At 50.3% G+C, this 13,116-nt stretch carries 11 protein-coding genes and 1 pseudogene; 6 read left to right on the forward strand and 6 right to left on the reverse strand.

Annotated features, from left to right (window positions below; genetic code table 11):
* The first annotated feature begins 42 nt into the window (after positions 1-42).
* From AB2U10_RS10740 to AB2U10_RS10760, 5 genes and pseudogenes are all read left to right on the forward strand, one after another.
* The gene (locus tag AB2U10_RS10740; protein ID WP_367914705.1) at positions 43-1,596 is read left to right on the forward strand and encodes a glycoside hydrolase family 43 protein; all 1,554 of its coding nucleotides are present in this window, start codon (positions 43-45) and stop codon (positions 1,594-1,596) included.
* Positions 1,597-1,641: 45 nt separating this feature from the next.
* A complete protein-coding gene (locus AB2U10_RS10745) occupies positions 1,642-3,555 on the forward strand; it encodes an alpha/beta hydrolase-fold protein (protein ID WP_367914704.1) in 1,914 nt (637 codons plus the stop codon).
* 77 nt (positions 3,556-3,632) lie between these two features.
* Complete coding sequence (locus AB2U10_RS10750; protein WP_367914703.1) at positions 3,633-3,857, forward strand: glycoside hydrolase N-terminal domain-containing protein; 225 nt, start codon at positions 3,633-3,635, stop codon at positions 3,855-3,857.
* 13 nt (positions 3,858-3,870) lie between these two features.
* Positions 3,871-4,029, forward strand: a complete 159-nt coding sequence (locus AB2U10_RS10755) for a hypothetical protein (protein ID WP_367914702.1) — start codon at positions 3,871-3,873, stop codon at positions 4,027-4,029.
* Positions 3,993-4,280: pseudogene (locus AB2U10_RS10760) on the forward strand (glycosyl hydrolase family 95 catalytic domain-containing protein); the annotation flags it as partial. The gene AB2U10_RS10755 and the pseudogene AB2U10_RS10760, both read left to right, overlap by 37 nt.
* Positions 4,281-4,540: 260 nt before the next feature.
* Here AB2U10_RS10760 and AB2U10_RS10765 read toward each other — a convergent pair.
* Entirely contained in the window at positions 4,541-6,490 is a 1,950-nt protein-coding gene (locus AB2U10_RS10765) for a RagB/SusD family nutrient uptake outer membrane protein (RefSeq protein ID WP_367914700.1), read from the reverse strand.
* Between the two features lie 11 nt (positions 6,491-6,501).
* The gene (locus tag AB2U10_RS10770; protein ID WP_367914699.1) at positions 6,502-9,588 is read right to left on the reverse strand and encodes a SusC/RagA family TonB-linked outer membrane protein; all 3,087 of its coding nucleotides are present in this window, start codon (positions 9,586-9,588) and stop codon (positions 6,502-6,504) included.
* A gap of 287 nt (positions 9,589-9,875) precedes the next feature.
* Here AB2U10_RS10770 and AB2U10_RS10775 point away from each other — a divergent pair, with 287 nt between their 5' ends.
* Entirely contained in the window at positions 9,876-10,904 is a 1,029-nt protein-coding gene (locus AB2U10_RS10775) for a LacI family DNA-binding transcriptional regulator (protein ID WP_367914698.1), read from the forward strand.
* Between the two features lie 72 nt (positions 10,905-10,976).
* Here AB2U10_RS10775 and def read toward each other — a convergent pair whose 3' ends face one another.
* From def to AB2U10_RS10795, 4 genes are all read right to left on the reverse strand, one after another.
* On the reverse strand, positions 10,977-11,654 hold the full coding sequence (gene def, locus AB2U10_RS10780) for a peptide deformylase (RefSeq protein WP_367914697.1): 678 nt from the start codon (positions 11,652-11,654) through the stop codon (positions 10,977-10,979).
* A gap of 49 nt (positions 11,655-11,703) precedes the next feature.
* A complete protein-coding gene (locus AB2U10_RS10785; RefSeq protein WP_367914696.1) occupies positions 11,704-11,874 on the reverse strand; it encodes a hypothetical protein in 171 nt (56 codons plus the stop codon).
* 142 nt (positions 11,875-12,016) lie between these two features.
* The gene (locus AB2U10_RS10790) at positions 12,017-12,583 is read right to left on the reverse strand and encodes a helix-turn-helix domain-containing protein (RefSeq protein ID WP_367914695.1); all 567 of its coding nucleotides are present in this window, start codon (positions 12,581-12,583) and stop codon (positions 12,017-12,019) included.
* 60 nt (positions 12,584-12,643) lie between these two features.
* A complete protein-coding gene (locus AB2U10_RS10795; RefSeq protein WP_367914694.1) occupies positions 12,644-13,105 on the reverse strand; it encodes a DUF5362 family protein in 462 nt (153 codons plus the stop codon).
* Positions 13,106-13,116 lie beyond the last annotated feature (11 nt).

A 13,116-nucleotide genomic window follows, 5' to 3' on the forward strand; every position in this document is an offset into this window, starting at 1 on the left:
GGCCTGCATTCGGCATAATACCTATCTAAAACAGCCTTGACTATGATCTTTAAAAAACTTCTGGTACTTCTTCTTGTTTCCCTGTGGGGCATACCCCGGCTCTGCGGCCAGGCCCGTAATCCGGTGATCTTTGCTGATGTGCCGGACCCGTCGATGATCCGTGTGGGCGATACGTATTATATGAGCAGCACTACCATGCATATGAACCCCGGGGTACCGGTGATGAAATCCAGAGACCTGGTGAACTGGGAAATTATCAATTATGCTTACGGCATCCTGGAAGAGGGGGAGCGGCTGAACCTGGAAAACGGGAAGAATATGTATAGCAACGGCACCTGGGCCAGCAGTCTCCGGTATCATAAAGGCACCTATTACCTGTCTACCTTCTCGAATAATACCGGGAAAACGTACATTTTCACCACGAAAGACATTGAAAAGGGAGACTGGAAGATGGTGTCGTTCAGACCGGCCTTTCATGACCATACCCTATTTTTTGATGCCGCTGACCGTGCCTACCTGATTTACGGGGGCGGGAGGCTGCGGATGGTGGAGCTGAACGATGACCTCTCCGGGGTACGCGAGGGCACAAAAGAGAAAGTGGTTATTGAAAATGCCACAGCTCCTATCGGCAATAACTTTATCCTGAATGCCGAGGGTTCCCAGCTGTTTCAGCATAACGGGAAGTACTATATGTTCAATATTGCCTGGCCGCGCGGAGGCATGCGCACGGTGATTATCCACCGGGCCGACCGCATAGAAGGCCCCTGGGAAGGGCGGGTGGCGCTGCAGGACCAGGGGGTGGCCCAGGGCGGGCTGATAGACACCCCTGACGGGCGCTGGTTTTCTTACCTTTTCCGTGATTACGGCGCCGTAGGACGCATCCCCTACCTGGTACCGGTGGAATGGAAAGACGGCTGGCCGGTGCTGGGCATAAACGGCAAGGTGCCGGAAACCCTTGCGCTGCCGGCCGGCAAAGGGCTGATCCCGGGCATTGTGGCTTCGGATGAGTTTAGAAGGAAAAAGAAATCAGCTGACCTTCCGCTGGTCTGGCAATGGAATCATAACCCCGACAACCGGCTCTGGTCTGTGCGCGAGAGAAAAGGGTATCTGCGGCTGAAGACAGGCCGTACGGATGGTTCGGTAGTGGAGGCCCGGAATACCCTGACCCAGCGTACAACAGGCCCTAAAAGTACCGGCGAGACCGCGCTGGAGCTGAGCGGAATGCAGGACGGCGACCGCGCCGGGCTGGTGGCGCTGCAGAGCGACTACGGCTGGGTGGGCGTAAAAGCCGAAAACGGGAGAAAGATCCTGGTGATGGTCAATGCGCCTGAGGGCAGGCCGGTGGAGCAGGAAGCTGTGGAGCTGAAACAGGACAAGGTATTTCTCCGCATAGCCTGCGACTTCACCGACATGAAAGACGAAGCCTTGTTTTGCTACAGCCTGGATGGCAGGAACTGGACCCCGATAGGCAATACCCTGAAGATGAAATACAAGCTTACCCACTTTATGGGGTATCGTTTCGGCTTATTTAATTACGCCACGAAACAGGCCGGCGGATATGCCGATTTCGACTGGTTCAGAATCAGTCAGCCTTGATGAATTACAGATAGACGTATAATTATTGACCTTAAAAGCAAACAAATGAGAAAAGTAATCTTAGTAATGGCTGCGGTCTTTATGACTGCGATTCGCCTCCAGGCACAAATAGAAGCACCCGCCGGCTTTGACAAGCCCCGTGACGGAATTGCACACGGTAAAATAGACAGTATTCAGTATATGTCGAAAACGGTAGGCGTAAAGCGCAAAGCCCTGGTATATACTCCTCCCGCCTTTGATAAAAAGAAAAGATACCCGGTGCTGTACCTGCTGCACGGTATTGGCGGTGATGAAAAGGAGTGGCTGAACGGCGGACAGCCCCAGGTGATCCTGGATAATCTGTATGCCGAAGGGAAGATAGAGCCCATGCTGGTGGTGCTGCCCAATGGGCGGGCCATGAAAGACGACCGCGCCGTAGGAAATATTTTTGACCCGGATAAGGTGGAGGCTTTTGCCACCTTTGAAAAAGATCTGCTGGATGACCTGATTCCCTATATTGAAAAAATGTACCCTGCACGCACCGACCGCGAAAGCCGGGCCATTGCCGGCCTGTCTATGGGCGGGGGGCAGTCGCTGAACTTTGGCCTGGGCAATCTCGATCGATTTGCCTGGGTGGGCGGCTTTTCTTCGGCGCCGAATACCCGTCAACCCCAGGAGCTGGTGCCTGATCCGGAGCGGGCAAAAAGCCTGCTGAAGCTGCTCTGGATCTCGTGCGGTGATGCAGACGGTCTCATTTATAACAGTAAACGTACCCATGATTACCTCTATGAAAATAATGTGCCGCATGTGTATTATGTAGAAGCCGGCGGGCATGATTTCAAGGTGTGGAAAAACGGGCTGTATATGTTTTCCAGATTCCTTTTTAAGCCGGTAGATACCGCCTCATTCAGCAGCTACAGCGTATTGGGCACACCGGCGTCTACCAATATCCGGAGTGCAAAATACCCGCAGGTCTTGCCCGATAACCGGGTGATATTTAAGGTGAAGGCCCCGGAGGCGCAGAAGGTACAGGTGGATCTGGGAAAAAAGTATGACCTGGTGAAAGACAGTGAGGGTTTCTGGAACGGCATCACTGAACCCGTTAACGGCGGCTTTAATTATTATTCACTGGTGATTGACGGGGTAGCTGTGGCTGACCCGGCCAGCGAAACGTTTTACGGCATGGGCCGCCAGGCGGCCGGGATAGAAATTCCGAAAAGGGATCAGGGCTTTTACCAGCAGCGCAATGTGCCGCAGGGCGATATCCGGATAAAGAAGTATGCCACCCGTATGGGCAGCTGGCGGGAGATGTACGTATATACTCCCCCGGGATACGATGAATCGGATGAAAAGTATCCTGTTCTTTACCTTTTACATGGCGGCGGTGAAGACCAGCGAGGCTGGGCCATGCAGGGGAAAGCCAACGTCATCCTGGATAACCTGATCGCCGAGGGCAAAGCAAAGCCGATGATTGTGGTGATGCTCGACGGCAACTTTCCCTTCCAGGGGGGTATCGGCGGCTTTAACGAGGCTCCGCTGAAAGCGTTTGAGGCTGAGCTGAAGGGCGGGGCTATTCCGTTTGTGGAGAAGAGCTTCCGGGTGAAGACCGATGCCGGCAGCCGCGCACTGGCCGGCTTGTCGCTGGGTGGCATGCAAACCCTCTATGCCGGGATCAAAAACCCTGACCTTTTTCATTACCTGGGCGTGTTCAGCTCGGGCTGGTTTGCGCAGAACACGGAGCTTTCCGATCCGCATTACCGGCTGGTGAAAGAGAATGCTGCAAAACTGAATGCGGATCTGAAGGCGCTGTGGATCTCCATGGGCGGCAAAGAGGATATTGCCTATAATAACTGCCGGGTGATGATGAAAAAATACGATGAGCTGGGGCTGAAATACACCTACAGCGAATACCCCGGCGGACATACCTGGCCGGTGTGGCGGCATGATCTGCACGGTTTTGCACAGGTACTTTTTAAATAAGCTATGAGCTGTAAGCCTTGAGCTATGAGCCGGGAGACCGACCTCCTATTGAAAGCTCACAGCTAAAATATATACACATGAAAGCACTCATCACCCTGATGTCAGTACTATGCCTGGCATTCTCTGCCCGGGCGCAGGACCTGAAGCTCTGGTACAATACGCCTTCCGGCAAAACCCGGGAAAATGCCCTGCCGGTAGGCAATGGCTTCCTGGCCGCCATGGTCTACGGAAACCCGGAAGAAGAAATTCTTCAGCTGAATGGAGGAACCCTTTCCGCTTCCGATTCAAGCCTGACAGTTTAATGGAGCCACTTCAGTGACGCTGTATATCGCCATAGCCACTAACTTTAAGAATTACAAAGACATCACTGCCAATGAAACCCGGCGGGTGCGTGAATACCTGGCTCCGGCCTATGCTAAATCGTTCGAAAGTATCCAGAACGGAACAACCTTCCCGAAATGCACCAGCCGCTGATCAGGATGGTGCGGGAGCTCTCTGAAACCGGAGCGGTAACGGCGAAAACCATGTACGGTGCCTGAGGCTGGATGGCGCATCACAATACCGATCTCTGGCGGGCTGCGGGGCCCGTAGACGGGGCTTTCTGGGGCTTATGGAATGCCGGTGGCGCCTGGCTGAGCCAGCATCTCTGGGAGCACGACCTCTACAACGGCGATAAAAAATACCTGGCGTCAGTATACGACGTGCTGAAAGGCCCGGCCCTATTCTAACACCTCACCTGGCGCCCACACGGACCACTTCCAAGGGCCAAATCCTGACCTTTACAGGGGTTTGAGGTCAAAGGGGCTGGTTATATTGCATATTACCATTAAAAATCCGGTTATTGTTGTTATGGAGCATTTCCTTATCGGAGAAACGGGATATTTCAGCAGGTGATTATGACGGGCAGATTAAAAAAGACCTGTAAAAGTTTGGCCATTCACATCTGTGAATGGCCAAACCTGAAAAACCAACCGCATTAATTGTATTACTGGTATCCAGGGTTTTGATAAGCATTTTTCTCTTCAGGAGTCATCTCCATACCATCGATTTGTCCTCTTGGAATCGGTCTCAGGTAATGGAAGGGCTGAATATCCCGGTTAAAGGTTTGCGGGGTATGATCTGTGAGATTAGGACCTCCAATCGTATATTTAGCGGCCACTTCGCCCCATTTCTGTGTTCTTATCAGGTCGAACCAGCGGTAACCTTCTGCGAAATATTCGCGTGAACGTTCAGCAAGAATGTAGTTTATATCAATGTTTGCCGGAGTGGCGGCGGTCATTGAGGCACTGTTATCAACCGTTTTGGCGCTATTCTCGGCATTGGAAAAACGCCATTTTCCGGCCCGGGCACGGATCACGTTAATTAGTTCGCGTGCACTCTTTCCTGCTTTTACAGTAGCGCCTTTAACGGCGGCTTCTGCGGCAATAAAGTAAAGTTCAGAGAATTTGGCCACGTAGTAGGGCCGGGTAAGGCCTGCGTTGGGCTGCCCTAACCCGCCGTCATTGTCTGTACGATACGTTCCCATTTTCCAGAGCCCCGGATGTCTTAAACGGCTGATGCCTTTGGGGGAGATCACGAAATCGGCCCTGCCGGGTAAAACACCGGCTCCTACGTTACTCTTATAGGTGGCATTGGAGTAATCGATGGCCGTGGCCGGTTCTTCGTTAAGGAACGTAAGAATAGGCGATCCAGGCTGCACAGGCAGGAAATTAGCATTATAATAGGTAGGGGTCTTGTCGTTTGCCAAATCCCAGTTCGACCGGTACACCGTAACAAACGTGCCATCATATCGGGCATCATTGGTTTTATCTGCAAAGGTATTGGTAAAGACCTCAATGGGCGGAGCCATCCGGGTCCATGGCCTTCCTTTGTCCTGGGTAGCCGCCCGTTGAACAGAACTTACGGCGTTCCAGCTGGTATTGGAAGTACTGCTCCGGATATTTGTATAATTCCAGGTCATCATCCAGACCACCCAGTTATCCGGGGGGCCTCCACCCCCGTAGGTCAGGCTTCCGCCGTTATATAATTCGCTGGTTTCCGTATGGTCTGCGTAGAGCAGCATTTCATTGTTTCTGTCGTTCGATCCCACGTGAAGATCATAAAAAGTAGGCTGGAGGCGGAAGGGTCCGGGATTCTCTATTCCCTGTACTGCTATATCATAAGCCTGCTGGAAGTACCATTGCGCATTGTGACCGTCCGGATCGGTTCTTGCCGTTTCCGGGTATGTAGGTATGTTTTTCGGATTTTCCAGCCACCATCCATAAGTGAGGTAAGCTTTCGCCAGGTAGAGACGTGCGAGAGTTTTGGTAGCGCTTCCGGTAACACGGCCTGCATCCGGCAAGTTGGCAGCGGCCGCTTTCAGGTCAGGAAATATAGCCTTTGTGTATACTTCAGGTACCGTATTCCTCACAGAAACCCTTACAGGCGAAGTGTTGAATTTCAGCTCTCCTGACCCCAGATCAAGCGGTACACCTCCGTAGGTTTGTACCAGCAGGAAGTAGTCGAATGCCCGGAAAAACTGCGCTTCAGCTATCAGTGCCGGCGATAAGCCCACTTCACTGGCGTTTTCAATAACCCCGTTTGCCGTATTTATGTTTGAGAAAACGGTATTCCATACGATACCGGTAGGGTGGGTGGTGACACTGATGCTTCCCACTCCTGACATATCCATATCTTTGAAGTTACCGTCAGCACTTTGCGCCCAGGTAGCTTCATCCGTTCCGGTTTCCCATGCGCTGTACAGGTAACCGTCGCCGTATAACCAGCGCAGGTGGGCATACATGGAAGTCAGGCCTCCCATAACTCCTTTTTCAGTTTTAAAAAAACCGGGCTCGTAGATGCTTCTGGGCTGTTCATCAAGAATAGTGGTGCAACCCACCATTGACAGCGTTAGCAGAATGGTTCCCAGGAATGATTTTATAGTTTTAAATTTCATTTTCGTACCAGTTAAAATGTTAAGTTCAGACCAATAACATAACTTTTTGTAGAGGGCGAATTTGCACTCACGGAAAGTAAACGCCTTTGAAATCCTCCCGTAGCATTATTTTCATCGCCATAGGAGTTAGGTTCCGGATCGAGGCCGGACTCTTTGTGAAAAGGAGAGAACATAACCAGAGGGTTCTGTACGGTTACATACATCCTGAGACGGGTATTTGACTTTTGCAACAGTTTCTCATTGAAGTCATATCCCAGAGATATGGTTCTTAATTTCAGGAAAGAGCCGTCAAAATAGGCCAGGGTACTGGCATATTTGGCATTATCGCCGCTAATCAGCCCGCCGGGTTTTGGATATTTGGCGCCGGTATTTTCCGGGGTCCAGTAATCCACATCCAGGTTCCCGTTACGCCCGGTCAGCAGGTTCATATACCCTGCCGGTCCGTGCAGGTTGCTTAGTAAAAGTCCTCCTTTTCTAAAGAGCCCTACTACGCTGAGATCAAACCCCTTATAGGCCACTCTGGTGTTAAACCCGCCCTGGAAGTCTGGGTCTACATTCATAATTTGCCGGTCATCAGGTCCTATTCGTCTGACAGGGGTTCCGTCAGCATTATAATCTCCGGTATATTTCACTTTGATCATACCGATGTTTCCTCCCGGTTCCAATATATTGAGATAAGGGTCTCCTTCCTGCCACAAGCCGATCTTTTCATAATCGTAAATGGCATTTATATTATAACCTACAAACCAGGAATTGCCCTCGTCACGGGTCTGCCCAGAGGCCAGGGCTACGAGTTTATTCCGGTTGGTATAGAAGTTAATGCCGGCATCCCAGTTCCAGCCGTTGCGGTTTTCTATGATCCTGCCGTTCAGGCTGATCTCAATCCCTTTATTCTGAGACTGGCCTATATTGGCGGTATAGCTTCCCACGCCGGAGGTGGCGGGCAGCCCAAGACCCAAAAGAATGTCTTTGGTATTGGTTACGTAATATTCAATGGTACCTGACAAGCGGTTCTTCAGGGCAGTAAAGTCGATTCCGGCGTTCCAGGTTTCGGAGTATTCCCATCCAAGGCTGGAGTTAGGCAGCTGGGATACATAATATCCTACCGCATAGTTGTCATCACCAAAGTTATACGGCCGTGTGGCCAGGCGCCCGAGAGTGGCGTAGGGGGCAATAGCCTGGTTGGATGTCTGCCCGTAACCGGCGCGCAGTTTAAGGAAATTAATGGCGGTTACGTTATCCATAAATGATTCATTCGAAAGGTTCCAGCCAACAGAAACGGCAGGATAGGTATGCCACTTGTACCCTTCGGCCAGTCTTGATGAGCCGTCTGACCTGAGGGTTGCCGAAATCATGTAGCGGTCGTCATAAGCATACATTACCCTGCCCATTCCGGATATGAGGCCCCATTGCTGGTAATCCTGATCATTCGGGTTGACCGTAATTTCTCCCGTAGCCTGACCCAGGTTGTAGAACTGAAATGCGCTGGCCGGAATGTCACGTGCTCCCATGGCTGAACGGTTATACCGGTTTTGCTCGGCAGAATACAGCGCTATTACGTTCAGGTTATGTTTTTTAGCAAAAGTCCTGTCGTAACTTAAGATGTTTTCTACCGTCCAGTGGTATGTTTGAGAATTACTGATGGATGCTCCTGAAGGAGTGGCGGCATTGACACTGTTCACCCCTTCGCCGGTAAAGCTTCCGCCGTTATTCTGAAGAAAATCAAGTCCCAGGTTAGTGCGCAGTTTGAGGCCTTGCACCCATGGAATGCTTACTTCTCCAAAGAGAGAGTTGTAGCTGGCATAACCGCGGGACTCGCTGATCCACTGGTCTTTCAGGTTTTCTATCACACTCCGGGTAAGTACATAGTACTCATCGATACCTGTTTTTACCGTTCTTTTAAGTGTGCCGTCAGGATTATTCAATACAGCCAGCGGAGAGGCTCGCAGGATTCCTCCCACACCCACCTGGTTGCCTTTGCTCATGTTGAAGTTGCTGTTGGTTGTAAAGCCCAGCCGGAAGTAATCTCCCACTTTTTGGTCAACCGACCCCCGCAGTGAATACCGGGTGTACTGCTGGGTGGGGATCACGCCCTGGTTCTGGTAATATCCGCCGCCGAAGTTATAGCTTCCGGAAGTGGTGCCACCCGATATACTTACATTGTGGTCGGTGACATACCCCTGGCGATAAAACTCATCCTGCCAGTCGGTGTTCGCATTTTCATCTTCATCAACAGCATTGGTATATATGCCGGCATATTTCCGGAACTTGTTAAAGGTAGGGCCGTCCATCATGGGGTATTTGGAAAAGACCTCCTGGATACCATAATAGCTATTGTATGCAATACGCGGCTTACTTCCTTTCGTGCCTTTGTCGGTAGTGATCAGGATCACCCCGTTTGCACCGCGGGAGCCGTAAATGGCGGTGGCTGAGGCATCTTTAAGGATATCAATACTTTTAATATCATTGGGGTTGATATCGGCAAGTGACCCGGGGAAAGGTATGCCGTCAAGCACAACAAGGGGGTTGTTGTCTGCGCTGAGCGAGCGGGTTCCCCGTACACGAATCTGCATGGTAGCCCCCGGGCGAGTGGAGGTCTGAGACATCTCTACCCCTGCCAGGCGACCTTGCAGGGCTTGCGAAATGTTAGGAGCTGGCACCTCTCTGATCCTGTCACCGGCGATAGACACCACCGATCCGGTTACTGCCTCTTTACGCTGTGTACCATAGCCCACCACCACTATTTCATCCAGGCTGGTGTCTGAAGACTGAAGGGCAATATTCAGCGCAGCCTGGGAAGCAGATAAAGTGTGTTCAATTGACACATATCCAACCATAGAAAAAACGATGATTTCACCCGGGTTGGCCAGAATAGAAAATTTGCCTTCAGCGTCTGTAATGGCGCCTTTTACCGTGTTTTTGACAGTAATAGTTACGCCAGGCAGCCGCTCACCGCTCTCATCTGTAACAGTACCCTGAATACGTCTTTCCTGCGCAACGGAGGTAAAAACCCCCATCACTAAAAGTACAAAGGTCAAGGATCTCAGGCCATAATGGATCCTGAGGTCCTTCAGGATTAAATAGAGATTTGATTGCATAATTATTTAAGGTTATTAATTTGACATCTCGACAGATTACGGCATCTCATCGATTATTGCTTGACAAATATCAAAACAATAATTTGTATATGCAATCGATTGCATTAATTTTTTTGTAATTAAATTATATTTACTTTACTCCCTTTCGGAAAAAATCAATTTGATTGGCAAATAATCCTATTCATTATTTTGATTTTTTAAAAATGATGAGGTTAAACGATTAACTTGGGCACTTAAGATGTAACTTTGATTATTGATACTTTGCAATTGTTGCATAAATTTAAATAATGAAGCAAACAACCATTTATGATATAGCGGGGCATTTGGGCATTTCTGCTGCCACCGTAAGCAGAGCATTAAGCGGGCATCCCGGTATTAATGTACAAACGGCAGAAAAAGTAACCCGGGCCGCGCAGTTGTTAGGATACCAGTCGAATAAATTCGCCAGCAACCTCCGGAAGCAGCGGAGCAATACCCTGGGGGTGATTGTACCCCGGTTGAATTCGGTGGTAATGTCTTCCATCCTGGCCGGGATGGAACGGGTGGCGAATGAGGGGGGCTATAACCTGATCATCAGCCAGTCGCTGGAGCTGGAGAAGAAGGAAATTGAAAACGCCCACACCATGTTTAACAGCCGGGTAGATGCGCTGCTGATATCGTTGGCTTTTGATACGGATACCTTTGATCATATTGCTCCTTTTATAAAGAAGAAGATTCCGGTGGTGTTTTTTGACCGGGTGCTGGACCACCCCTCCTGTACCAGCGTGGTGATCGATAACTTCCGTGACGGTTACGAAGCCACCCGCCACCTGATCGGGCAGGGCTGCCGGAACCTGCTGCATGTAACCGGAAGCCTGAAGCGAAACGTATACCGCGACCGCCTGAGAGGCTTTGAAACGGCCCTTAGAGAATTCGGCCTGCCGTATACCGAAGCCTCCCTGCTGGTGACCGGGTTTGATGCCGAAGCCCCCAACGCCGTTATGGACAGGATTGCCGCTATGGAGACACCCCCTGACGGGATATTTTTCACGAATGACGCCTGTGCCGCCTCCACGATCATCTTAATGAAAAAGGCAGGGTACCGTGTGCCGCACGATATTGCCGTGGTGGGCTTTAACGATGATCCTATCTCGAAGGTAGTGGAACCTAATCTTACCACGGTGCATTACCCGGCCATGGAGATGGGAGAAATAGCGGTACAGACCATTATCAGCCACCTGGAGGGCAACCTGAATGTGAACCAGGGGAGCGCAATTGTGCTGCGATCGGAGATGGTGGTGCGGGAATCCTCGCTGCGCCCGGATAAAACCATATAAGGCATATAAGTCATACAGGCTTTTTGAAATCCTCACTTGTATGACTCATATGCCTTATATGGTTCACTCCTCCTACATGCGCTTATTATTCGTTTTATTATACAAAAGCGTTTTTCCTTTCTCTTCTGATTTGCGGAACTCCTGCGTATTCTGGTCGTCTACCCGCTGCGGGAAAAGAATGCCGTTGAGGTGGTCGGTTTCGTGCTGGAAGATCACGGCGGTAAACCCTTCCACTACTTCTGTGAAATAGCCGCCTTCCAGGGTATTATAGGTGATCTGGATGGCGTAGCTCCGGATCACGTTGTCGCGCGTGTCGGGAATGGAGAGGCAGCCTTCGGCCCCCAGCTGCAGCAGCTCAGATTTCCAGGTAATTTTCGGGTTAATGTAGAATTCAAAGGGTGTGCCCGCTTTGTCGAAACGTTTTACCCAGATCAGGTTCCGGTTAATGCCGACCTGGGGTGCAGCAATACCCACACCGTTGGTGCTGCTGTCGGTAACCGAGAGGTACATACGCCGGGCCAGCAGGGGCAGCAACGGGTCGTCAAAGGCAATGTCGTCAGATACAGCGGTCAGGATTTTAAAATCTTCGGGGTTGGTGGTCTGCGTTACCCGCATCATACGGCCGGTATCCCCGCTCCGGATCAGGGCACTTTCTGCGGCCGTGAAGCGCGATTTGTTTTCCAGCTTTGGAAAAGAGGTTTGAGCGGCTACCTGGAAGGAGATGAGAAGAAGGAGGATAACTCGTACCATAAATGTTAATCGGTATACTTAATGCGGTTGTTTTGTACCAGGATATGATTTATTTTTCCCGGCTTTCCCCGGTAATCAAACTAATGATGGCTACATCAAAGCCATTGCCGAACGCGTTCAGAACTGTTTTTTGCAGTAATTCGGCAATTCCCTCCTCCTTTCCCTTTTGCATGCCTTCTGCCATCAGCTGATCGTATGCCGTCATCATCTTCGTACTCATATCGTCGGATAGATTTTTAATTGATGCTTTAATAAATCCTGAGTTAAGGTAAGGGTTTTGTAATAAATAAACAAAAACGGAATAGGTTATGTTCAATCCTGAATAAGGGATAAGATTTTCGAGAATAGTTTGAAAATGCGTGCTACAGCAACTGATCAATAGGCATCCGTTCGTGCTCGCCGGTCTTTTTAAAATGAGAAGGCGTAAAGCCGGTGACCTTTTTGAACTGGTTGCTCAGGTAGGCTTCGCTGCTGTAGCCCATTCTGAAGGCGATCTCCTTGAGCGACAGCTGGTCATAAACAATCAGCTCTTTCACCCGTTCTATTTTGTGCCGGATCTGGAATTTTTCAATGGTGGTACCCGTAAGCTCGCTGAAAACCGTGCTGATATGCTTGTAGTCCTGGCCCAGCTCTTCGCTGAGAAGGTCGGAGAGGTTCTTTTTATGGAGTATTTCGGGGGTATGGTGCACCGAGCGGATAATGATGTTTTTCACCTGCTCCACCAGCTGCTTTCGTTTGTCGTCAAGCAGTTCAAAGCCCAGCTTTTTCAGCCCGGACTCTACTTTTGAGACCTGCTTTTTATGGAGCTCACCGGCTAAAACGGCATGCCCCAGGCCTACTTTAAGAACAGGAATATTCTGCTCTCTCAGTAAATCTTCTACCGCGGCGATGCACCGGGGGCATACCATATTTTTAATATAAAGATCCATAGAAATAGCTTCCTGCTTTATAGTATAAACACCAATTGCAGGTAAAGCATTCCGGAAGGCCTACAACCCGGTGCCCAAAAGAGCCAGTCCGCCACCCAGAACAAGGAATATCAGCATCAGGGCATACAGAGACAGGATGACCAGGGTCATAATCCCCACAAACCGGAAAAAGCTTTTCAGCTTTTCAAATGCCACGGTCAGGTCTTCGCTGCTGCCGCTTTGCAGGGCCAGGGTCAGCTTCTGGGACCACTGCAGGAGATAAAGGCAGGGGAAAAAGTAAAGCCCTGCTAAGATAAGGTAAGTAATGGTGATGCCTGCGGTGGGGAAAAAATTCAGCTCAGGTGCGGTAGCTGCGAGCGAACCGAAAACAGAACCGGCAAAAACGGCTGCAAGAACAATGAGCCCGGTGGTTACAAAACCTACAATAGCCAGGAATTTGGCCCATTTGGCGCTTTCTTTCAGGAACTGTTGACCCGGCGTACTGACATACAGGGTATTTTCGAAGTCGGATAAGTGATTCATAAAACAGGTTT

Origin of the sequence: Leadbetterella sp. DM7 (genome assembly GCF_040829825.2) — a bacterium.
GTDB lineage: Bacteria > Bacteroidota > Bacteroidia > Cytophagales > Spirosomataceae > Leadbetterella.

What these genes read in the sequence shown, in the direction of transcription:
- AB2U10_RS10740 (WP_367914705.1), top strand. Translation starts at nt 43, where the DNA reads ATGATCTTTAAAAAACTTCTGGTACTTCTTCTTGTTTCCCTGTGGGGC.
- AB2U10_RS10745 (WP_367914704.1), top strand. Translation starts at nt 1,642, where the DNA reads ATGAGAAAAGTAATCTTAGTAATGGCTGCGGTCTTTATGACTGCGATT.
- AB2U10_RS10750 (WP_367914703.1), top strand. Translation starts at nt 3,633, where the DNA reads ATGAAAGCACTCATCACCCTGATGTCAGTACTATGCCTGGCATTCTCT.
- AB2U10_RS10765 (WP_367914700.1), bottom strand. Translation starts at nt 6,490, where the DNA reads ATGAAATTTAAAACTATAAAATCATTCCTGGGAACCATTCTGCTAACG.
- AB2U10_RS10770 (WP_367914699.1), bottom strand. Translation starts at nt 9,588, where the DNA reads ATGCAATCAAATCTCTATTTAATCCTGAAGGACCTCAGGATCCATTAT.
- AB2U10_RS10775 (WP_367914698.1), top strand. Translation starts at nt 9,876, where the DNA reads ATGAAGCAAACAACCATTTATGATATAGCGGGGCATTTGGGCATTTCT.
- def (WP_367914697.1), bottom strand. Translation starts at nt 11,654, where the DNA reads ATGGTACGAGTTATCCTCCTTCTTCTCATCTCCTTCCAGGTAGCCGCT.
- AB2U10_RS10785 (WP_367914696.1), bottom strand. Translation starts at nt 11,874, where the DNA reads ATGAGTACGAAGATGATGACGGCATACGATCAGCTGATGGCAGAAGGC.
- AB2U10_RS10790 (WP_367914695.1), bottom strand. Translation starts at nt 12,583, where the DNA reads ATGGATCTTTATATTAAAAATATGGTATGCCCCCGGTGCATCGCCGCG.
- AB2U10_RS10795 (WP_367914694.1), bottom strand. Translation starts at nt 13,105, where the DNA reads ATGAATCACTTATCCGACTTCGAAAATACCCTGTATGTCAGTACGCCG.